Annotated in this window: 17 protein-coding genes and 1 riboswitch; of the genes, 3 read left to right on the plus strand and 14 right to left on the minus strand. The window is 30.7% G+C overall.

The genetic code is table 11. The features are described from left to right. The 11 genes from ACP5P5_RS07140 to ACP5P5_RS07190 form a co-directional block, all read right to left on the minus strand. Positions 1 to 629: hypothetical protein (locus tag ACP5P5_RS07140; RefSeq protein ID WP_428285420.1), on the minus strand; the 629-nt coding region annotated here is incomplete at its 3' end. A 5-nt stretch (positions 630 to 634) separates the two neighbouring features. Continuing rightward, positions 635 to 1,750 (minus strand): glycosyltransferase, encoded by a 1,116-nt coding sequence (locus ACP5P5_RS07145; RefSeq protein WP_428285421.1) that lies wholly within the window; start codon positions 1,748 to 1,750, stop codon positions 635 to 637. A 29-nt stretch (positions 1,751 to 1,779) separates the two neighbouring features. Then, positions 1,780 to 3,021: a glycosyltransferase family 4 protein gene (locus tag ACP5P5_RS07150; protein ID WP_428285422.1), complete on the minus strand. Its 1,242-nt coding sequence runs from the start codon at positions 3,019 to 3,021 to the stop codon at positions 1,780 to 1,782. A gap of 36 nt (positions 3,022 to 3,057) precedes the next feature. Then, complete coding sequence (locus tag ACP5P5_RS07155; protein ID WP_428285423.1) at positions 3,058 to 4,518, minus strand: oligosaccharide flippase family protein; 1,461 nt, start codon at positions 4,516 to 4,518, stop codon at positions 3,058 to 3,060. After that, positions 4,499 to 5,779 (minus strand): O-antigen ligase family protein, encoded by a 1,281-nt coding sequence (locus ACP5P5_RS07160; RefSeq protein ID WP_428285424.1) that lies wholly within the window; start codon positions 5,777 to 5,779, stop codon positions 4,499 to 4,501. The genes ACP5P5_RS07155 and ACP5P5_RS07160 overlap by 20 nt, the downstream gene beginning before the upstream one ends. Before the next feature lie 30 nt (positions 5,780 to 5,809). Then, positions 5,810 to 6,715, minus strand: coding sequence for a polysaccharide deacetylase family protein (locus tag ACP5P5_RS07165; protein WP_428285425.1), 906 nt, complete (start codon positions 6,713 to 6,715; stop codon positions 5,810 to 5,812). A gap of 50 nt (positions 6,716 to 6,765) precedes the next feature. Then, entirely contained in the window at positions 6,766 to 7,296 is a 531-nt protein-coding gene (locus ACP5P5_RS07170) for a transcription termination/antitermination NusG family protein (RefSeq protein ID WP_428285426.1), read from the minus strand. Positions 7,297 to 7,392: 96 nt separating this feature from the next. After that, positions 7,393 to 9,720: a GumC family protein gene (locus ACP5P5_RS07175; RefSeq protein WP_428285427.1), complete on the minus strand. Its 2,328-nt coding sequence runs from the start codon at positions 9,718 to 9,720 to the stop codon at positions 7,393 to 7,395. 16 nt (positions 9,721 to 9,736) lie between these two features. Then, positions 9,737 to 10,522, minus strand: coding sequence for a polysaccharide biosynthesis/export family protein (locus ACP5P5_RS07180; RefSeq protein WP_428285428.1), 786 nt, complete (start codon positions 10,520 to 10,522; stop codon positions 9,737 to 9,739). Positions 10,523 to 10,573: 51 nt separating this feature from the next. Continuing rightward, on the minus strand, positions 10,574 to 11,575 hold the full coding sequence (locus ACP5P5_RS07185; protein ID WP_428285429.1) for an SDR family oxidoreductase: 1,002 nt from the start codon (positions 11,573 to 11,575) through the stop codon (positions 10,574 to 10,576). 3 nt (positions 11,576 to 11,578) lie between these two features. Beyond that, positions 11,579 to 12,871, minus strand: a complete 1,293-nt coding sequence (locus tag ACP5P5_RS07190) for a nucleotide sugar dehydrogenase (protein WP_428285430.1) — start codon at positions 12,869 to 12,871, stop codon at positions 11,579 to 11,581. Positions 12,872 to 12,975: 104 nt separating this feature from the next. Here ACP5P5_RS07190 and ACP5P5_RS07195 point away from each other — a divergent pair, with 104 nt between their 5' ends. Further along, complete coding sequence (locus tag ACP5P5_RS07195; protein ID WP_428285431.1) at positions 12,976 to 13,722, plus strand: DUF4184 family protein; 747 nt, start codon at positions 12,976 to 12,978, stop codon at positions 13,720 to 13,722. 19 nt (positions 13,723 to 13,741) lie between these two features. Here ACP5P5_RS07195 and nusG read toward each other — a convergent pair whose 3' ends face one another. Continuing rightward, a complete protein-coding gene (gene nusG, locus ACP5P5_RS07200; RefSeq protein ID WP_428285432.1) occupies positions 13,742 to 14,269 on the minus strand; it encodes a transcription termination/antitermination protein NusG in 528 nt (175 codons plus the stop codon). Between the two features lie 814 nt (positions 14,270 to 15,083). Continuing rightward, a complete protein-coding gene (locus ACP5P5_RS07205; RefSeq protein ID WP_428285433.1) occupies positions 15,084 to 15,881 on the minus strand; it encodes a hypothetical protein in 798 nt (265 codons plus the stop codon). 526 nt (positions 15,882 to 16,407) lie between these two features. Between ACP5P5_RS07205 and ACP5P5_RS07210 the strand changes: the two genes are divergently transcribed. Together ACP5P5_RS07210 and ACP5P5_RS07215 are read left to right on the plus strand one after the other, a co-directional pair. Next, positions 16,408 to 17,433 (plus strand): PorP/SprF family type IX secretion system membrane protein, encoded by a 1,026-nt coding sequence (locus tag ACP5P5_RS07210; protein WP_428285434.1) that lies wholly within the window; start codon positions 16,408 to 16,410, stop codon positions 17,431 to 17,433. Positions 17,434 to 17,944: 511 nt separating this feature from the next. Further along, a complete protein-coding gene (locus ACP5P5_RS07215; protein ID WP_428285435.1) occupies positions 17,945 to 20,083 on the plus strand; it encodes a T9SS type B sorting domain-containing protein in 2,139 nt (712 codons plus the stop codon). A gap of 58 nt (positions 20,084 to 20,141) precedes the next feature. Here ACP5P5_RS07215 and ACP5P5_RS07220 read toward each other — a convergent pair whose 3' ends face one another. Continuing rightward, the gene (locus ACP5P5_RS07220; RefSeq protein ID WP_428285436.1) at positions 20,142 to 21,398 is read right to left on the minus strand and encodes a homoserine dehydrogenase; all 1,257 of its coding nucleotides are present in this window, start codon (positions 21,396 to 21,398) and stop codon (positions 20,142 to 20,144) included. 135 nt (positions 21,399 to 21,533) lie between these two features. After that, positions 21,534 to 21,635, minus strand: a riboswitch (SAM riboswitch). Positions 21,636 to 21,756: the final 121 nt, after the last annotated feature.

Consider the following 21,756-nt stretch of genomic DNA (forward strand, 5'->3'; position numbering starts at 1 on the left):
ATAAAAGAGCCTGCTTCATTTAATATTTTAGGTTCTTCTTTAAAACTCCACAATGTTTGATTTGGATAGTTTGTATAATCAAAATGATGGGTTTTAGTTGTTGATTTTCCATTACTGAATACCGATGAATCAATTTTTATTCCACAAATTTCCATAGCCTCTTTAATATATTGAAATGGTTCTAAGCACCAACCCCCAGCCCTATAGCTTATAATTTTTTGTTGTACTAAACTAGCTAACTCATTGTGGTAATGTATAAAAAGTTGCTTTGCTTTTTCTTTATCATAGTCGGCAAGTTTAAACCTGCTCAAATGCATGTGCCATTTTTCTCCATCATAATAACAATCTTCCCAATGTGGGTGCAAGTGTAAACCAATTTCGTGTTCTCGATCATCTATTTCACTTATTTGTGTAACAATTGCTTTATAGTTTTCTTGTAGTTTAACGTGTTTGTGCATTTGCTTTTTTAAAGCTATTACATATCCTATGTCAATAAAAAATACTGCTTTCTTGTTGTATTTTTCTAATGTATTCAATAATCTATCGGTGGGTTCTATTAAATATTTATCTACATCTTTCGTTGCTTCTCCAAAAAATATTTCGTAATCAAGTGTAATAAATATATTCATAATGTTTATTTTTCTATTAATTGCTCATATCGTAAAAGCATAGTATCGATATTGAATTTGTTTATTACTATTTCTCTGATTAATTCTTTATTTATATGCATCCTCAAGAGGGTATCCCAACTTCTGGCGATAGAAGTAGGATTGGAGGGTTCAGTTAATAATCCATTTACATTTTCTTCTATCATTTCGGATGCACCTCCAATATTTGTTAGTGAACATGGCAAACCCAATGCCATAGCTTCTAATGCAGATAATGAAAATGTTTCACTATTAGAAGTTAGTGTAAATACATCTGCAAGTGCATAGTAGGGTCTTACGTCCGATTGATTTCCGATAAAATGGACATAATTTTCTAAAACTAATTCTTTTACTATATTTTTTAAACTATCGATATAATTAATATTGCCATTTCCAGCAAATACTAGATGTGCCTTATTGTTTAGTTGTGTGTGTAGAATGTTCAGTGCTTTAATAGCTACTTCATGATTCTTTTCACTTTGAATTCTAGCTACCTTAATAATAATTTGCTCCTTGTTTTTTATGCCAAGGTTCTCTTTAAATTCGTGGAGCCTTTTATTGTCTACATTTTTTAAACTAAAGTATTCAGTATCTATTCCATTATATATTATTTCCTCATTTTTCGGGCTAATCCAATATTTTTTTCGTAAATATTCTCTTTGATTTTTACAGATGTAAATAAAACAGTCTTGTTGATCAATAAGCCTAAAATATACTATATTTTGTAAATAACTTTTTCTTGAGAATGGTTTTGTAGTATGAAGCGAAACAAATATTTTGGTATCCTTATTACCGAAATATGCAATTTTAGTTAAGAAATAGGCATATGAATTAATGCAGATTATTTTATTTATTCTTTCTCTTTGTATGTATTGTTTTATTCTTCTTGTAACTAAAATATCGAACCTTTTGTTTTTTAATATTTTTGTTACAGTTATACCGATGGGAACTTCTTCAATTAATTCATCATCATTACTTAACAGAATAATATGTATATTGTAGTTTTTATTTTTAAAATGTTTTGCTAAACCAATCATAAATTTCTCGGCTCCACCCATTGGTAGGCCATGTATAACAAATGCAATTTTTTTTTCTTTTACCATATATTAATTGTGCATAAGTAAATGCATTGCTAACTTTTAATCTTTAGTACTTCTCTGTACTTGTACTTTCTTGTTAAAAATAATTTTAGACTTGAAGTTCTTTTATTTTTCATTTTTAATACTCTTTCGTAAGCATACAAAAGGGTATGTTGGTTTTTTTCCATTTCTATAGCGGAGTCTTCATTTTCAATATTTATTTCAATGTTTTGATATTGATTATCTATTAATGCTTCTTCCATTTTTTCAGCTAAATCTTTGCTGTTAGGTTCACATAATAAGCCATTTTTATAAGGTGTTATGTATTCCTTAAAAGCGCCAACATTTGTAGCTATAACCATTCTATGGTTTGCAAATGCAGTCATTAATACTCCGCTTTGTGTGGCATCTCTATAAGGGCATACAACAAATTTTGATTTTATTATTTCTTCGCTTAATTCTTCTGTTGTTAAATAGCCTTCGTGTATCTCGAAATTCATTTCATATCCCAATAATTGGTTCTTATCAATTTTATAATTAAATGAAGGTGCTCCTGCTACAATAAACTTTTCTCCAGAATATTTTTTCAAAACAATTTTAGCAGCTTCTATAAACAAGTCAATTCCTTTGTATTCTGATAATCTTCCAAAAAATAGAATGCTAGTTCTATAAAATTTGTTATCCTTTTTATGGGCTGAAATACTATAAGGAAGCAACTTTAGTTGCATTAGTGGTGCCTTTATTTTTTGATAGTTTATTTTAAAAAGTTTTAATGAAAAATCTGAATAAAAGAAATATCCTTTGGCCCAATTAAAAAATACTTTTCTAGGTATGTTTAGTTTCCAATTATTTTCGCCACTATGTGGAACAGGATCATGTATAGTAATGAATAATTTCTTAAATCGTATAAATGGATATAGTCCTATACTCCTAGCAGTTATACTATCAAAGTGAATTATGTTAGCCTTAAGCTTATTAATATGCCATCCTAATTTAAGGGCATTCCTAATACTTGTTAATCCAAATCCTTTCTTGCTTTTATGTACTATAAATTTTACACTACAAACACCTTCAAAGTAGGGTTTAAATTTTTTCCATGTTTCTTCTCCTAAAACATATTCGGCATCTTCTAAATAATTGTATTTTTCTAAGCTTTCTATATTAATTACATTGCTCTGTTTTGATTCCGGTGATATTTCAATTATCACATGTAATAATACCTGAAACTTTATGCTTTGAATAGTTTCTAAAGCAGCATCTAAAAAGTAAGGTGTTGTATAATATACCACTACCATAAATTCGGTATTTAAAAGAGCTTATTTTACAGTTAACTATCTTTTGTAGAACTGTAATTTAATTTTTTTGGAAAAGTTTTCTTTATACATGTTCCAAATAAAAATGCCGACTATAATTGTAGCAATTATCCAAAAGCATATAAATAATAAATACTGATTTATTACTTTACTTCCCCAATAAAATAAAATTATTATGCTTATTGTAGCTAAATAAAAGCTTATTGTATGGATTGCTGAAATGATTTTTCTTTTTATTAAAAGCGCATCTTGTAGTATGTGAAAAAAGCCAAATGATAGAAATATAGAAAAATTGATGACTGAAAGTGATTTGAAAAAGTAAAAACCTGTGAAGCTAAAAATTAAATTTAATGCTAAACTTATCAAATTTAACCACATATCTTTTTTTTCCATTTTCATTGCTACCAGTAAATTGGCTTGTAATAATGCAGTTGGAAATATTAGTATTGTTAAGAACATTTCTTTACAATACATTGATGTGTTTAAATATTTTGCACCAAACAGAAACGGAATAATGACGTCTGAAAAACAGTAAATAAATGTAAATGCCAATATTCCATATAGTGCATATGCCATAAATGCCCTTCTAAATAATTGAATAGTTTTTTCCTGATTATCTTGATAGGTTTTTACCAATAATGGGTATATCGAAGTTGACACAATTACCGGCAAAATTTCTGCCATTGAAAATAACTTAAATGATATTTCATAATTCGCTACATCTTGTGCCTGCAAAATTTTTGAAATTAATATATTGCCCATTCGCCAATAAATTATAGAAATACTGCCTATTACAACAAATGACCAATTGCTTATTAATAATTTTTTTATCTCACTCCAATCTATTTTTGTTTGTAGTATGGCTTTAATATTTACCAAGTTAGAACTTCCAATTTTAATAAACAGATTAAGTGTAACAAATCGAAGTAAGATTAAAATAATTGATAAGTAAACAATTGGAATAGGATATATGAACAACAAGCAACCGGCTCCAAATTTTAAAACAGCTTCTATGGTTAAAATAATAAAACTTTTCTTTTGCTCTTCCTCGGCTACATTAATGTATTTAATTACATAAATAACATTGTCAAATATTACATTAATTCCAATAAATATTGATAGTGTTCTAATGGTTTGATTTTGATATAACAGAACTGCAATTATTAGATTAACTATATAAAAAAATATACCTACATAAATTTGAATTTTAAAAAATTTATTTATTAAAATTTGTTTATTATTTGTTGTAAGCAATTCTCTAATAAACCATTGACCTAATCCTAAAGAGGAAAAAGCTACAACAAATGAATATAATGTGTTTGCTAATATGTAATTAGCAAAGTCATCTGTGCTATATTTTCTAGCTACAACTATAAAAAAAACACTAAATAATATATTTTGAAAAATATTTGAAAATATTCCCCAGGCACTATTCTTAAATATGCTTCCAGAAATTTTCTTATAGAATTGTTGCAGCATTTGTTTCAATATTATAATTACTCCATTTATAACTAGTTGCAAGCATTGCTAAAAATGTAATAATAAAAATGGTCATTCTAACATCACTAAATGAGTAAACTGTATAAAACCCAATCATCCAGGCTATTACGCCGGCAATGAGTAATATAATTGTGCTGTCTTTATTTTTTATAAAAAGGAAAAAAGCTTGAGCCATTGGGAATATTATCATGAAGTAGATGCATATAAATCCCGTTGCGCCTAATTCCGTTAAAAACTTTAAATAGCCACTTTCCGGATGATCATAATAGGTAATTTCATTATCAACTAACCAAAATTGGTCAGGATTATGAACAGAAACATAATTAGCATAATTGCCTAATCCAATACCAAAATATTTATGGTCTAAAAATATTTTAAATGCATCAACCCAAATAGCAAATCTGAAAGCATAGGTATCATCAACTGATGTACGTTTAAACATCGCAATATCATCCTTAAAGTTGTCAATAACTATATAGGCTAAAATTCCTACAACAATAATGGCATATCTATAGCTCGATTTTCCAAATAAAACTACTAAGAACATTCCGGCAGCCCATCCACCTAATCCACCTCTACCACCTGTAAAAAGTATTGCAATTAAAGCACTTAAAAATAAACCGTAGTTAAGGGTAGATACTTTCTGTGTTATAGGGTCTTTTATTAAAAAGATAAAACTCATAGCTGCCAGGTACTGTGCATACTTTTGTGGATCTTGAAAAAAGCTTGTATATCTAGTACCTTCAGATAATACGTTAGGATTTTGCACCTTTGCTAAAGAAAACCCCACACCTAAAACAAATTGTCCCATTAGAAATGCTAATGAGAAAAGGAATATTATTTTTAAGCATTGAATAATTTGGTGAAAGAATGCCGGATCGGCAACTATTTCATCAACTGAAATTTTCGCAAATACAAACAGGCATATATATTCGATGCAATATGAAGTAGAAGAGCTAGTTAAGCTTTCAGCTTTATAAAGTCCTATAATAATGATAATAACAAGGAAAATGAATGTAGTGAGATATATTTTTCCATTTTTTAGGCTTACTCTTTTCGGTGAATAAAAGCCAAATAAAAAGCTTAAGGTTACTACATCAAAATCTGAAAAAAATAAATCGCCATAATGCGTATCTAATGCAAGAAATGGAAATGATAATAATATAAATTGTACGTATGCCTTATTTTTATCGCCTGTAGTAAATAGCATCAATGCAAAAAATGATGCCACTGTTAGCATGAATAATATGATAAATATCTTACTGCCCATCTAATTTTTTTTCTTTTGATTGCTATTAAACCAAACGCCGGTTATTCTACTAATGGTTTCAAAATATCCTGCACCTTCCCAAATTTCAAAACGTGGTATTTCTAATTTATCAATTAACCGCTCTTTAGTTAAATAATTTGTTTTAGTGGTGAAAGCTAATTTGTATCCATTTTTTTCCAATAATTCTAGTTCTCTTTTCCCATAATCTCCATTAGGATAGGCAAACTCATCAATTTTTTTTCCTAATAAGTGTTCTAATTTTTTTTTTGATTCTTTAATTTCATACTGCACTTCATCATCATTACAGTTAGGTAAAATGGGATGTGTAACTGTATGACTTCCTATTGTAATGTACTTACTTTCTGATACAGATAGTAATTCTTCTGGATACATTGCTTCTCTACTTAAGTTCAACACATTTTTAAGTTCATTTACCACTTTTATTCGGTCAACATTTTTCACTTTTTTTAGTGCTTCTGCATTGTACGTTGTTAAATTTAGATTTTTAGCTTTATTAACATAGGTCCACCAATAACCACCTCCCATTTCAACGGCTTCGGTAGCAGCAAATATGGTTACGGGAATTTGGTATTGTTTTGCAATGGCTACAATATTTTTAATATTGCTTCTCCAGCCATCATCAACTGTTATAATTGCTGTTGCCTTTGGAAAGGGAATTTTGCCGGCTACTATTTTTTCAATTTGTTTTGAAGGAATAATAGTAAATCCATTTTTTAATAGCCAACGGATTACAAACTCAAACAATTTGGAGGATGGTTTATGAAAATAAATAGATAAGATATATTCACCATTCAATGCTCCTTTTTTTGCTTTTTTAATTTTTCCAGACAATAGATGCCAAAATCCAATTAATTCAGCTAAAATATTTCTTACAAAGTTTTTCATAAATACATCTTCCCAACTTTATTGTTGACAATTAAATCAATAAGCCATGGTTAGAAAGATGGCATAAGTTTATTAAAGTTTACTGAAGTTGAGCTTAACATAATAGCCGGTACTTCAGCTAAATCAGCTAACAAATTAAAACCTAATGAGGGTATTGACAATTTGATAGTATTTGTATCTAATTGAGTATTGGTTTTATTTACATTAACAAGCTCAGCAATGTGCATTAATGTTGCTTGATTAACAGGGCGTTTTTCTAATCTAACATTTTTAAACTCGTTCAAAAAATCTTTAATGTCATTTACTTCTGATTCTTTGATAGTAGCTGCCTCATCTAACCAGTAAACCAAATTAATGATATCATCACTAATTTTTGTTATTTCTTTTAAATTATTTGGTGTTGTTTTCACAAACACATAATTTCTAAACATGGGCTCAAAAACAAGCTTTTTCTTGTCTTGATAATGATTTAAAATACAATTTAACGGACAAAAGGCTTCATAACCTTTTTTTGCTAAATGCATTGCTACTTTTTTTTCAGCATTTGATTTAGTGTAAACTACATACCAATTCTGTGTCATTTTGTGAATTTTTAAAGGGTTATAAATGGAAGGCTATTGGAGGTTTTATCAGGGCTAGGGGAACCTTAGGAAATTGGAATTGGTAGTATAAATAGATTATTTGTTTTTTTGTTTTGGTCGGTTGTAGGTATAAACATAATCGTTTCCGTAACCATAACCATACTCATAATTGTTTTTAAAGAATCCACGAGATTTTACTCCATTAAATATAATAGCTGCATTTTTTAATGGATTAATTTTACAAGTATCATCTATTCTTTTCAACAATTGTTTCGGTGTGTATTTATGGCGTACTACATATAATGTTGCACTGCTATAGTTGGATAAGATGAATGCATCAGTAGCTAAGAAAACAGGTGGACTATCAATAACAACTACATCGAAAATATTTTCTACATATTGTATCAATTCTTTTGTTTTTTCATTTACAACTAATTCAGATGGATTATCGGGTAAGTTACCTGCTGGTATAAAAAATAAATTATCATAACCGCTTACCCTTCTTATTACTTCTTCCGGTTCTTTCTCACCTTTTAAGTAATCACTTACTCCGGGTTCTTCAGTTTTTTCTAATGCCCTACTTAAGCCTGGGTTATGTAAGTCGAAATCTAATAAGATAACTTTTTGTCCGGTTAAGGAAATACCTGCTGCTAAATTAGCCGCAATAAAACTTTTTCCTTCTCCGGAAATGCTTGAGGTGATTAAAATCTTTTTATTTTTTTCAGATATTCCTAAAAATGGTAATGCGGCTCTAATTTTTCTAATTTGCTCTGATATAATGCTTTTCTTTCCTGATTCAATAACAAAAGCTTCTTTCGTTTTTTCAAAGAATACTTCACCAATAATTTGCATAGAGGTTAGTGCAGTTATTTCATCTCTAAACAAAACTTTTTTATTGAAGCCTTCTTTTAAAGTTATGAAAACAATAGGTACACCAAATGCAAATGCTAAAGCAGCTAAGTAAACAATAATTTTATTAGGACTTACAGGGTCAGTTCCTGCTTCTGCATAGTTCACAATTCTGCTATCAGATATAATTGCCGCCAATGATAGTTTTGTTTCTTCTCTTTTCTGTAATAAGAATTGATATATTCCATTCTGAATATTTTGATTCCTACTTATTTCTAGTAGTTGTCTTTCTTTTTGTGGTATAGTTGTTAATACTGCATTGTATTGGTTGTTGGTACTCGCAAGTTTTTCTTTGGCAGCTTGTATGCTATTTTTTTGTGATTTTATGTTGTCAATAATATCTCCTTTAATTCTTTTAATTTGATCGGTTATTGAAGAAAGCATTGGGTTATTTTCAGCAACGGTTCTGCGAAGTTTATCATAATCTGCTTGTGCATTATTTAAGTTGGTAATTAATAAAACTAAAGCAGGATCGTTTACTCCCAAAGTAGAAGGAAGAATAATTCCTCCTTTTTCTGAATTTAAAGTTTTATCGAGTTGATCTAAAACAGCAGCCTGCATATTTAAATCGCTCATTTTTTGGTCATTGGCACTAACATTTTGCAAGTATAATTGCCCTTGTGTGCTTATATCAACAGCATTGCTTCCTGCTTTATAACTTTGAATGTTTTGTTGAATATTATCCAAATCACGCCCAACTAAATTTAAGCGTTCATCAATAAATGCCAATGTATTTGTTGCCAAATTGTTTTTTTCGATGATGGCTGCATTTCTGTATTCTTGAATTAAATAATTTAATATGTCTTCTGCGCGTTTAGGCACTGCATCGCGATAGCTTAAATCAATAACACTTGATAATTTGTTTGACGCACTAACTTTTAATACATGTAAAATATTTTCTACTGTTTCTTTAGGGCTTAATAAAGAAAAATAATAAGGCTTGTCATTATTGTTATCTACAAAAACAGTTGGGTTGGGAATGAACTTTAATATGCCATATGGTGTATAAACCCATTCATTAACAGCATATGTTAAGTTGTTATTTAAGGTTACTGAAGTAAACGAACTGTTTATTTTTATATACACTTTTTTTACATTTTTTATAGAATCAGGATTAGCTGCTTCTATAAAAACAGGGCTTTCTTTATATACTGGTCTGGGACGAACTTTACCTTCTTGTGTTATAGGGGCATACAAATGTAATTTCCTCACCACACTATCCATTAATGTTCTTGATTGTAATACCTCAATTTCATTTTCAATAATTTTTTTAGTACTAATCATGTTTAATGATTCCACAAATTTTGAATCATCATAACCTTTTTTTTCATCTTTTACCAATAGTGTTGCGGTTGCTTCATACTTTGGGGTTGCATATCGCAGATATGTAAAAGCTAATCCTGCACCAATTATTAAAAACACTAAAAATAATGGCCAGTAGGGTAGGTATTTTGTTACCATTTGCCTAAATAAGCTTTCATTTTTAGGCAATCCGGAAATTTGATTGGCTGACATAATTTACGTGTATTTATTATTTTATAATTCTATCTAAAACGATGGCTACTACTGATAATCCGCTTAATACAGCAGGTAATAATAGTTGAGTTCTATTTACGCTTGCCACTTTATTTTTATTGGCTTCTACATAAATTACATCGTTTGGTTCTAAGTAGTAATAGGGAGATGTAAAAAAGGAAGGTGAATTCAAATCAATACGTGTTACTTTTCTTTCACCATCATGTTCTCTTATCAGCAATACATTGTCTTTTCTACCATAAATGGTAATATCTCCAGCTAATCCAAGTGCTTTCACCATTGAAATTTTTTCACTTGGAACTGTAATTACCGTTGGTCTTCCAACTTCTCCTAATACAGTAACTTCATAATTCATTTGTCGTATGGTTACGATTGGATCTAATAATAATTTCTTTTCCAAAATTTGGTTAGTGATATAGCTTTTTAATTCTTTCTTTGATAAACCAGCCGCTTTTATGTATCCTAAAACGGGTAATTGTATATATCCTTCATTGTTTACTAAATAACCACCAATATTTGATGATGTACCGGTACTTGAAGTTGTACTAGCATTAATGTTGTTCGTAGAATTGAATATTGCTGAAGCCTCCGCATTTAAGCTATTAATATTTATGTATAAAATGTCTCCCTTTTGAATAGGTATTTCTTTAACATCATCGGGTACTTTGAATTGTAGTTGACCTGCATCGTAAAAATAAGTAGAACGTTTTGTACTAACACATGAGGTGGCAACAAGAATAATTAAACAAAAAAAAGTAAAATGTTTTAATTGTGTTTTCATATTGGTATTTGGTTATAGGGTTAAGGTTATTTTTAAGAATATGAATAAGAATTATTGCTTTTCAAAATGATATGGGTTATCGCGATACCAATTTATGGTAATTGCCAGTCCATCATCAATGGAAAATTCAGGATTATAAGCTAATATTTTTTTTGCTTTATCTATATTGGCTAAACTATGTTTAATGTCTCCTTTTCTTTCTGGTAAATAATTAGGTGATATGTTTACATTGCCTAATTTATTAATTTTTTTCCACAGTTCTATTAATGTTGTTGAACTTCCGTAAGCTATATTAAACACTTCACTTGCATATATATTCTCTACAAATAGTGCTTTTATATTAGCTTGAACTACATTTTCTATAAATGTAAAATCTCGTGATGTTAAACCATCGCCGTAAATATTGGGTGCATTATTTTGTAGCATTGATTGAACAAATAATGGAATAACAGCTGCATAGGCTCCTTTCGGGTTTTGTTTTGGACCAAACACATTAAAGTATCTTAATCCAATGGTAGGGAATTGATAGGATGTGGAAAATACTTTTGCATACAATTCATTTACCAATTTTGAAACTGCATAAGGTGAAAGTGGATTTCCTATTATATCCTCTACTTTGGGTAAATTTTTGCTATCGCCATAAGTACTTGAGCTGGCAGCATAGACCAGTCGTTTAATTCCTTTATTTTTTGCTGCTGTTAATATATTTAAGAACCCGGAAATATTTACTTCATTGGTTGTTATTGGATCTTCTATGGAACGTGGTACAGATCCTAATGCTGCTTGGTGCAGTACAAAGTCTATATCTTTTAACGTTGCAACACAAGTTTCGTAATTTCTGATATCTCCTTCAATCAATTCAAAATTTGGATGTAGTAAAAAGGGCTTTAAATTGTTTATGTGTCCGGTGCTAAAATTATCTAATACCCTAACTTTTTGTGTTTCAAATTTTAATAGATATTCAACTAGGTTTGAACCAATAAAGCCTGCGCCTCCGGTAATTAATATTTTTTTATCGTTAAGTGGTGTGGAATGAAAAGCTTTGTTATACATATATTATAGTCTTGCATCAATTAATTCTTTATCAAAAACCGATTTTACATCATACACCACACATTGTTTTCTGCAAATATTTTTTATTTGTTCATAAGTAAATTGTTTATGCGCAACGGCAATAACAACGGCATTATAGTAGTGTTTTATTTCTGGAAATTCTTCTAATGCAGTAATGCCATATTCGTGTTTAACTTCTTCTCTATTTGCCCATGGGTCATATACATCCACATTAATTTGGTACGATTTTAAATGACGGATAATATCAATAACTTTAGTATTTCTTACATCGGGGCAATTTTCTTTAAAGGTTATTCCTAAAACAAGCACTTTGCTTCCCACTACCTGAATTTCTTTTTTCACCATTAATTTAATTACCTCATCAGCTATATAGCTTCCCATACTATCATTTAATCTTCTTCCGGCAAGTATTATTTCAGGGTGATAACCTACTTCTATTGCTTTTTGTGCTAAATAATAGGGGTCAACACCAATACAATGTCCTCCTACCAATCCGGGTTTAAATTTTAAGAAATTCCATTTAGTGGCTGCTGCATCTAAAACATCATTGGTATCAATATTTAAATGATTAAATATTTTCGACAGCTCATTAATGAAGGCAATATTGATATCGCGTTGTGCATTTTCAATAACTTTTGCTGCTTCCGCTACTTTAATAGACGGAGCCATATGTGTACCTGCTTTAATTATACTGGCATAAACGGCATTTATTTTTTTTGCAGCTTCAGGGGTAGATCCGGAAGTTACTTTTTTTATTTTCGAAACAGTATGTTCTTTATCTCCCGGATTAATGCGCTCTGGTGAATATCCTGCATAAAAATCTTGATTAAATTTTAAACCTGATTTTTTTTCTAAAACAGGCACACATTCATCTTCTGTTACGCCGGGGTAAACAGTTGATTCATAAACTACTATGTCGTTCTTTGATAAATGTTCACCAACAACTTCACTAGCTTTAATGAGGGCTGTAAGATCAGGACGATTATATTTATCAACCGGTGTAGGTACAGTAACAATGTAAAAATTGGCTTCAGCTAAGATTGATTTGTTATTGGTAACAAACAAGCCTGGTTCAATATTATGTTGTTTTTTTAGAACTGATTTCAAATCGGCATCATCAATTTCTAAAGTATAATCATATCCATCATTCAAGGTATGTACCCTTCTTTCATTTATGTCAAAACCAATTACAGGATATTTTTTGGCAAATTCAACAGCTAAGGGCAAGCCTACATATCCTAATCCAATAACCGCAATTTTCAATTCATGCATCATAACTCTATTTTTAACGCTATTATATATTGTAAACTATATTTATACTTATATTTTTGAATTGATATCTTGTTATTCTTTGAATGATTATGAGTAATTTGTGCAATATGCCATTCACGTTTGCTCATCCCGCAGTTATTATTCCTATTTATAGAAAATGGAAAAGTTTTTTTTCCCTTACGGGTTTAGTAGTAGGTAGCATAGTGCCTGATTTTGAATATTTTATTCGAATGTCAAAAACGCGACTTTACACACATAATTGGTTTGGATTATTTTGGGCAGATTTACCGCTTGGCATAATTCTTGCTTATCTTTTTCATTATATTATAAAGCAACAGTTGTTGCTGCATTTGCCCCCCGTCTTTAAAAATAAATTATTACCCTATAATTCCTTAAACTGGAATACATACTTTAAACACTATTATGGTGTGGTATGTATTTCCATTTTATTAGGAGGTGCTACCCATTTATTATGGGATAGCTTAACCCACGATAATGGAATGATTGCCCAATTATTAAACATTAGTGGCTACAGATTCAATATTGCTAATATTAGACTGCACATTACATCTTGGTTACAATTATTGAGTTCAGCAATAGGACTATGGTTTATTTTTTGGGTTATACTTCAATTACCAAACAAATATGTAGTGCATGTACAAAGTGTAAGGCCTATTCAGTATTATTGGATTAAAATTTTAATGGTGGCTATGGCAATTTGCTTTATTAGAATTTACTTTTTCATGTCTTTTTACCGTCCTCTTTCCATATTGGTAACTGTTATTGCCTCTTTTTTGTACAGTCTTATAATTGTTCCAATTATTTTTTCAAATATTCTCAGCAGAAAAGAATAAAAGCAATTGGTTGTATTATTTATGCAGTCAATGAATTAATTTGGTTGCCATCAATTTTTTCTACATGATGCACGTCTATTTCTGCAATCATTGAATAGCCTATAGAAGGCAAAATTACTTTGATACTTTTTTTGTATACTTCTAATACTTTTCCTTCATATTTTTTTAATGGACCTTCTATAATTCGTATTGTATCATTGCAATGAATTCTATTACTTACTACTGTTACATTGTTGTACTGTTCCAAGAATGACTGAATTAAAACAATTTCTTCTTCTTTTATTACAGCCGGTTTACCTTCATGTGTTACAAAATACAACACGCCTTCAGTATCGCGTGTAGTTAATTTTTCTTTTTCAGTAATGTGTACAAACACATACGATCTAAACAAGGGTTCATGCAATACTACTTTTCTATCCGACCACTGTTTTTTTACCCTATTTAATGGGCAATAATTAGTAATGTTTTTTTTATTGAGCAATGCTACAACTTTCTTTTCCCATTTTGCTCTGGTATATAAAACATACCATTTTTTTTCCGTTGCCATATAACATTATTTTTAGGCACAATATTTGTTGTGTATTCAAACAAAGTACTTTTCAAAAATTCCATATCTGCTTTTTATTCCACTTATCTTTTGCCATTTTTCAAAAAAGTGTATAGCTAGCGCTACTCTAACCCACATTTCTGTTTAGTTAGTCAATTTTTTTTCGTCTTTTACTGGTTTATCCTTGTACTTACCAGTTAGTATTGGTTCAAATAGGTCCACATCCATTTTAAACTGTACCCTTAATGGCTTTAAAAAACTGCATTCTTTTTTTTCATTATAATAATCACTGCAGTTTAAATACTGTAGAAATTATAATAATGAACAACCATTATTGAGTACTAAAAATTAAATATATAGGATTTGCAGTACTTGTTTTTTTAGAGGATAATGGGTAGGAATGTTGGATGTTAATTTAATGATTACAGATCAAGCATTTAATCTGTAATTAAATAGTTGGTTTTAGTGTAAATCGAAGGGTATTGAATGTTAACTTTTTTGGTGAGTCAAATATATGTTTTTTTTTGAGTTAGAACCAAATATTTAATTATTCACAATTACCCAAATTCATACTTTTTATGTATTCATAACTTATTGAAAACAAATATAGTTAAGCTATTTTGATACATCTATCCCCTAAAATGGGTATTTTTAAAATGGGTTAAAAAATATAATACAAAAGTGGCAAATAATTCAACCCAAACAATTAAAGGATACTCCCTTTTTTAGGTAATATGTTCATCTATGTTAGTATAAATAAATCTGCGAATACAAACTATTGGCTGTTTACACATTTTGTACTTACTACTTATAATTATGCTACACCCAAAATTTTACCGGCTCCAATATGTTTTACTGGCATTATTAATTCATTAGTAATAGGGTCTCCAGCTTCAATACCTATACTAAGTATCATTGTTTCGTTCGGTTGTAATACTGAAGCCCTCCTCAATTGCAATTGCCATAAATTTTCTTCTAAAGGCGCTTTTACTGCATTCCAATGGGTATGAATGCTATTTATTTGTACCGAAACAGCATTTTGATTAGAATAGTTTTGGGTAGATGGAATGCAGCAATCTTGTATAATAGCTAACACCAATGTAAATCTGTAATAGGAATACATCCAGGGTAGTGTTAAGTGAATCTTTGGTAGTAAATCACTTACATGCACCTTTGCCATTAATGAATCTCTATCTATTTGAAAAGACAAAGGACCTTGCATTACCTGATCGAAAACATATCGATTGTTGAACTGAAAGCCAGGTAAATAGTGCTTACAATTTGAAAATAGAATAGATCTTTCGCCTATAGGATGCATCGTATCACTCGTTTGTATTGTATAGCATAGGCGGTTGAAAGCAGCCATTAAATTGTAATTTACTACCTGTTTAAGGGGTATAATGGCTTGTAATAATTGTTTGGCAGCCCAAACTCTTTCAGCAAACTCGCGGTTTAGTGCCCGGGTAAATGCAAAGTTTGGATGGTTTTTAATTTTTTGTTTGTTAGCACCACCCTTTGTTCTTAAATATATTTTATCAGAGCCTTGTATACGGTAGGCTGTTACATTGCCTATAGAACCCGTAAACATAAAATTGTTGTGCATGGTTGCCATAGTTATTGAATTTTTTTATTAAATAATTCTTTTCTAATATACAACAAAGTTTAGCCAAAATCCAAAAAAAAATATCCACAATCCCTTACACTCCATACCATTTTAGCATGGTTTATTGGTGGCTTTTAAGCGGGTTATCAGCGGCTCATCAACGGGTTATTTCACTAACACTTCCGTACATTGGTAGGCTCAAGTAATGATGTATAGGATGAACTATCCTATTTTAAATTATTAAATATTTATATGTATATTGAAGATGTTTGTTGCCTATTGCAGTTTATTTTATATAATATGAGTAGTTTGATAATCAAAAATTTGTAAAGGTAGCACTACAATTTGGCGTTGATTTTGAATAATGTTATTATTCTTCATGGCCTTATAATTTTTAAAAAAATATAATGTAAATTTTAAAATGAAAGAACACTGGTTATTATCATTTTAATTTAAAGGCTGACATTTTAAATTTATAAGTGTGTTTGTTTTATCAGTTAAAAAATTTTTCATTTGGTTAATATAATAAAATAATATGAAAAATAGATATATCGCAGTTATTTTATTGTGCATTGCAATATTATTTGTTTTGCCGAATATGGGATATGCACAAGACCCACATTTTTCGCAATATTTTACTTCGCCAATTACAATAAATCCATCCCTTATAGGGAAGGATGTAGCAGATTGGCGGTTAACCAGTACCATACGCAGACAATGGTGGGGAGGTACAGTTGCACCCTATAATACTTATACGGCATCTGTTGAGAAACGTATAGCTATGAATAGTACCGGTGATAATCAGTTAGGAGTTGGGTTAATGGCATTTAGTGATGAATCGAATAATGGATTATTGAAGGATACTTATTTGAGTTTAGGAGCTGCCTATAATATGACTTTAGATGAAGCTGGTCAACATCATTTAGGAGCAGGACTAACTGCGAATTATGCGGGACGCTTGGTAGACCCTAGCAAGTTTGAGTTTCAATCGCAATTTGGGAGTATGGGCTTTCAACGCAGTGTGCCCTCGAATGATCCTGTTACTATACAAAGCAATCATTATGTAGAAGTGAATGCCGGATTGAATTATAGTTATGATAGTAAGAAGTGGGGATTTAATTTGGGTGCGGCTGTGTTTCATGCATCGAAGCCAAAGGATGGAGTTTATTTAAACTCTACCTATACAGTAGATGCGCGGTATAGTATACAGGGGGGAGTGTATTTTAATTTAGCGAATAAGAATCAGATATTACTGAGTGAGATATCAGAGATGCAGGGTCAGAATAGTATATATAGTATAGGAGCGGTGTATAAGATTAGTGTGAAGGATAAAACATTGAGGAGTTTGAATGTAGGTTTGTGGGAGCGCTTTGGAGATGCGATATATCCGTATGTAGGATTAGAATCAGAACGATGGATAGCCGGATTGACGTATGATGTCGTTACATCGGGAGTAAAGACGGCATCGAACAGTGTTCAGAGTATGGAGTTAAGTTTTGCTTGGCAGTTTTTTTCTTCAAAACATCAACCTAAGCCTATAAAACGAATAATACAATATTAAAATTTCAATTGTTCAGTTTTGATTGATTTTCTAACTAAGAGTTAATCTATTATTTATATTTTTTAAACCTTTTTAATTTTTTGCCGGTAATACTATTTTGTATCACCAACAATTTTATTTATTGTATTAAATCTTTTCTGAGTTTTAAAATGATATAGTTTGATTGCGTTTTTTCAATTTAATATTATTTTAAATAATTTATGTTAAGATGTTTTTTTAATAATCATGCATTTAAAAGATGATTAATTAATGGTAAGAAAGGAATGAAATTTTATATCAATAAAAAGTAAATGTATGATAATAATATCCGGAAATAGATTAAAATACAATTGTAAATAATTTCACATAAATAAAGCTATATTTTTTGCTTTATGATTCTTGATAGCCATAAATAATAATACTACAAAGAACCTTTTTACGTCACTACTTTTCTTTCCTGTAATGCTTTACAGCCATTGGCTTCTATTGGTCGTAATTTTATATAGTCAGTAATATCACCCTTCTAAAAGCCATGAAAATCCTGAAAAACCATACTGCTTTTCTAACATTACCATCCTTGCTTAAAGCTATTTTTAGCTTTATAGGGATGGTAGTGTTTTTTGCGGGTAACACACAAACTTTTCAATTTGAAAAAGGCTATGCCGATTTTCCCTTTACTTATAATCAAATTACTGTTTCTGCATTTGGGTCCGGTTCTTATTTTGTTTATGATAATGCCTGGAGTAGTTGTGAGGTAGCAACCAAAGCAGGTAGTATTTGGTTAGGTGCTTTCGGCCCTGCTTCATTTACCAATCAATTTTCACAGCCCGTAAATGATATGGTTTATAATATCAATGCTGCCGACACTACTGAAACTTTCACTTTTTCTGTAAATAATGGGAATATTCAATTAAACATATTAACAGGTTGCTCTGAAAAATGGTGTATAAATGATAACCAATTAATTTGTAAAGGCGTAAATGCTGGTGTACGAATACAAATTCATTCTTCACAACCGTTTACACAAGTTAATATTCAGCATAATGGTTTAATGGATGGTTCTTTGGTTACTATGGTATTAGATGAAGCATTAGAATTTGCAGATGCACATGCTACTATAAAAGTGCAGCCTATTCCTTTACAAAAAATTTGTTTGGGAAATACTATACCTGATATTCCTATTTCTATTTCTGGTGATATTAATGAGCTTAGCTCAATTAATTGTAGCATCAATTCACCTAATCAACAATTCATATCCGATTCAAATATCCTAATTTTAGGAACAAATGGAAACAGAAGTATACATTTTACAAAGGTTCCTACTATTGCAGGTAATATAGCATTGTCATTAAATATCCGCGATAGTGATGGATTGAATATTCAAGTGCCTATCCATATTGTGGTAGTTGAAGGAAATGCAAAAGTGATGATAAATACAAAACATAATTTATGTAAAGGAGAAACTGTTGCATTAGAAGGAACACCTGCCAACGGCATTTGGAATATAAATCAAGCAACAATGTCTGATGCAGTACCAATAAACAATGCAGGTTTAAACATACAAAATGGTAAATTAATTGCTAATAATGTTGGTAAGTTTCAATTGTCTTATACAATAGTTGATAGTAGTACCGGGTGTTCTTTGACTACTAGTACCTCTATTCAAGTGAATGATTTGCCAATGAACAAAGTAATGGCTACCAAAGGAACCTTGTTGTGTGAAGGAAGTCAGTTGCCTTTATCTGCCCCTCCAGCAGAAAGTTATCAATGGTTTAGAAATCAACAACCTTTGAATGAGAAAACACAAGTTATTCAAGTAAAGACAGCCGGTAATTATGCAGTTCAAATTAAAGACACAAATGGTTGTATAAATCCTGCTTTAATTCAGTTAGCTGTAACAGGTATAGCTAAGCCTAAAGCTGCATTTGTAATAAATTCCTATTGTACCAATTTGCCAATGCAATTACAAAATCAATCTGATGTTAGCCAAAGTGGTCCTGTTAATTTTCAATGGAGTGATACTAGAGGAAATAGTAGTTATGATGCTACACCGTCATTTATTTACCAAACAGCAGGCGAAGTAAAAATTCAATTAAAAATTACCTCACAGGTATGTCCTTCTTTAATTTCTGATGTGGTTAAAACAATTCAAATAGAAAATCCGGAGCAGGGTAAAACATTACCTGATTTAAGTACTCAGGAAACAGCAATTCACTTGCAAACAGGAAGAGTGGGAAAGCAATATCAATGGCAGCCGGCAAACGCATTTGTTGATGCAAATGTACCTAATCCAATATTGAATGTTAGTGAAGGCAATCATCAATATACTGTTACTGTTATTGCTGCTTCAGGTTGTACTGTTACAGATACTTTAGCAGTAAATGCTTCTGCTAACAAAGGCATTTATGTGGCTAATGTATTTTCACCCAATAGTGATGGGCAGAATGATAAGTTGCAAGTGAATTTAATTGGATATACTCGTTTGAATTTCTTTAGGGTTTATGATAGGAAAGGGCGTTTGCTATTCCAAACCTCAAATGTTGGTGAGGGGTGGGACGGAACAGTGAACGGTTCACTACAACCCTTAGATACTTATGTATGGGTTGCAGAAGCCATGAATGATAAAGGACAACGTATTTACAGGGAAGGCAGTACTACCTTACTTCGATAACTCGAAATTTGTTAGAATAAATGCTTATACCAAATATTAAATTCCACTCAATTGGAATTTATATCTTAATCCCCGCTAATTCCAAACTTCTTTTTTTTATCTTTTTAATTTCTACATTTTCAATAATGGGTTCGGGCATAACAATTAATGAAGTTTGATTTGTCTTCCACCATTCTTGTCCGTATAAATGTTGTGCATGTATGACACCCACTAAATATTTTCTTTCTTCGCCGGCATGCCATTCTTCAATCCACTCAAATTTTTCTTTGGGAATATGATGCCAATCAGTAAAGCTTAGGTAAACTTTTAAATAAAAATCATGTGAAAGTGTATGTGGTTGGTGGTGGTAAAGTTTTTTGTATTCATATTTGTATTGATAACGTAATGCAGCAATGTCGCTTAATACTGCCGACGCAGTTGGGAAACTTCCGGCTCCCTTTCCGTAAAAAAATTGCTTATCGGCAAATCCACTTTCAATGACAACACCATTATATTCATTTTTTACAAACGACAAGGGTTCATCAACTTTAGTAAATTGTGGAAGTACAAACGCTGCAACATTCCCATCTTTCAACTTTTTTGCTTGTGCTACTAATTTTATTTCAAACTTTTTTTCTTGTGCAACTTGTGCATCTGATGATTGTATATTTTGAATACCTGTAAATAAAATATTATTCGGATGTTCAATTATTCCATAAGCATGATTTAATAGAAGCGACCATTTGTTTACGGCATCATATCCTTCAACATCTAATTTTGGATTGCTTTCAGCAAAACCTGATTGTTGCGCCAATAAAAGTGCTTCAGCAAAACTCAAATTTTCTTCAAACATTTTAGTTAAAATGAAGTTGGTTGACCCGTTTACTATTGCTTTTATTGCATGTAACAAATCATTATCATAATATTCTTCTAAATTTCTAATCACCGGAATGGATGCACAAGCTGCACTTTCATATAGTAAAGAATTACCGGTTTCTAACTGTAACTGTAATAATTCCCGTAAATGTTCCGCTAACATTTTTTTATTGGCACTTACTACTGCTTTTCCCTGGCGTAAAGCAGTACTTACTATGTCAAATGCTGCATCCGCATCATCAGTTACTTCAACAATTACGTTTATATTGTCATCATTTAATAAAATGTTTTTATCCGTACAAAATAATTCTGCCGGAGCATTTCTTTTTTTTTCAGGGTGTTTAATACACACTTTTACTAATTCAGCTTTTAGTGATGGTGTTTGTTTTAAAACTTTATATAATCCTTCTCCTACTACTCCAAAACCAAATAAACCAATGCGCAATGATTGCTGTTGCATAATTAATTAATTATAAAATGAAAACGATTTATTAGCTTTTAGGGAGGAAATCTATAACGCAATAAAAAAAGCCTGCACCGATGAAGTCAGGCAGGCTTTTAAACATATATCTACAATAATGTAATAAAAACGTCTGACTTATCTTTCCCGTTTCCGGGATGGAGTTGGCACCTTCATGTATAACATGGGTTGCCAAGGCTTCATTGGGCCAATTCCCTCTGCCTTTCTTGATAAGTATTTTTCAAAAAAGCTGGCGCAAAAGTAATAGATGGTGGGCAATACTTCCAAATTTTTTTATTTTTTGTACTATAATTTCAATTAGCTCAACATTTCGCAAGCATGCTTGTTCCTATATTTG

It is taken from the genome of Hydrotalea sp. (assembly GCF_049968455.1).
Lineage (GTDB): Bacteria > Bacteroidota > Bacteroidia > Chitinophagales > Chitinophagaceae > Hydrotalea.

Excerpts from the sequence above, each read along its gene's own strand:
- ACP5P5_RS07210 (WP_428285434.1), top strand. The coding sequence starts at position 16,408 with ATGAAAAATAGATATATCGCAGTTATTTTATTGTGCATTGCAATATTA.
- ACP5P5_RS07185 (WP_428285429.1), bottom strand. The coding sequence starts at position 11,575 with ATGTATAACAAAGCTTTTCATTCCACACCACTTAACGATAAAAAAATA.
- ACP5P5_RS07215 (WP_428285435.1), top strand. The coding sequence starts at position 17,945 with ATGAAAATCCTGAAAAACCATACTGCTTTTCTAACATTACCATCCTTG.
- ACP5P5_RS07155 (WP_428285423.1), bottom strand. The coding sequence starts at position 4,518 with ATGCTGCAACAATTCTATAAGAAAATTTCTGGAAGCATATTTAAGAAT.
- ACP5P5_RS07150 (WP_428285422.1), bottom strand. The coding sequence starts at position 3,021 with ATGGTAGTGGTATATTATACAACACCTTACTTTTTAGATGCTGCTTTA.
- ACP5P5_RS07175 (WP_428285427.1), bottom strand. The coding sequence starts at position 9,720 with ATGTCAGCCAATCAAATTTCCGGATTGCCTAAAAATGAAAGCTTATTT.
- ACP5P5_RS07195 (WP_428285431.1), top strand. The coding sequence starts at position 12,976 with ATGCCATTCACGTTTGCTCATCCCGCAGTTATTATTCCTATTTATAGA.
- ACP5P5_RS07160 (WP_428285424.1), bottom strand. The coding sequence starts at position 5,779 with ATGCTAACAGTGGCATCATTTTTTGCATTGATGCTATTTACTACAGGC.
- ACP5P5_RS07205 (WP_428285433.1), bottom strand. The coding sequence starts at position 15,881 with ATGGCAACCATGCACAACAATTTTATGTTTACGGGTTCTATAGGCAAT.
- ACP5P5_RS07180 (WP_428285428.1), bottom strand. The coding sequence starts at position 10,522 with ATGAAAACACAATTAAAACATTTTACTTTTTTTTGTTTAATTATTCTT.
- ACP5P5_RS07220 (WP_428285436.1), bottom strand. The coding sequence starts at position 21,398 with ATGCAACAGCAATCATTGCGCATTGGTTTATTTGGTTTTGGAGTAGTA.
- ACP5P5_RS07190 (WP_428285430.1), bottom strand. The coding sequence starts at position 12,871 with ATGATGCATGAATTGAAAATTGCGGTTATTGGATTAGGATATGTAGGC.
- ACP5P5_RS07145 (WP_428285421.1), bottom strand. The coding sequence starts at position 1,750 with ATGGTAAAAGAAAAAAAAATTGCATTTGTTATACATGGCCTACCAATG.
- nusG (WP_428285432.1), bottom strand. The coding sequence starts at position 14,269 with ATGGCAACGGAAAAAAAATGGTATGTTTTATATACCAGAGCAAAATGG.
- ACP5P5_RS07170 (WP_428285426.1), bottom strand. The coding sequence starts at position 7,296 with ATGACACAGAATTGGTATGTAGTTTACACTAAATCAAATGCTGAAAAA.
- ACP5P5_RS07165 (WP_428285425.1), bottom strand. The coding sequence starts at position 6,715 with ATGAAAAACTTTGTAAGAAATATTTTAGCTGAATTAATTGGATTTTGG.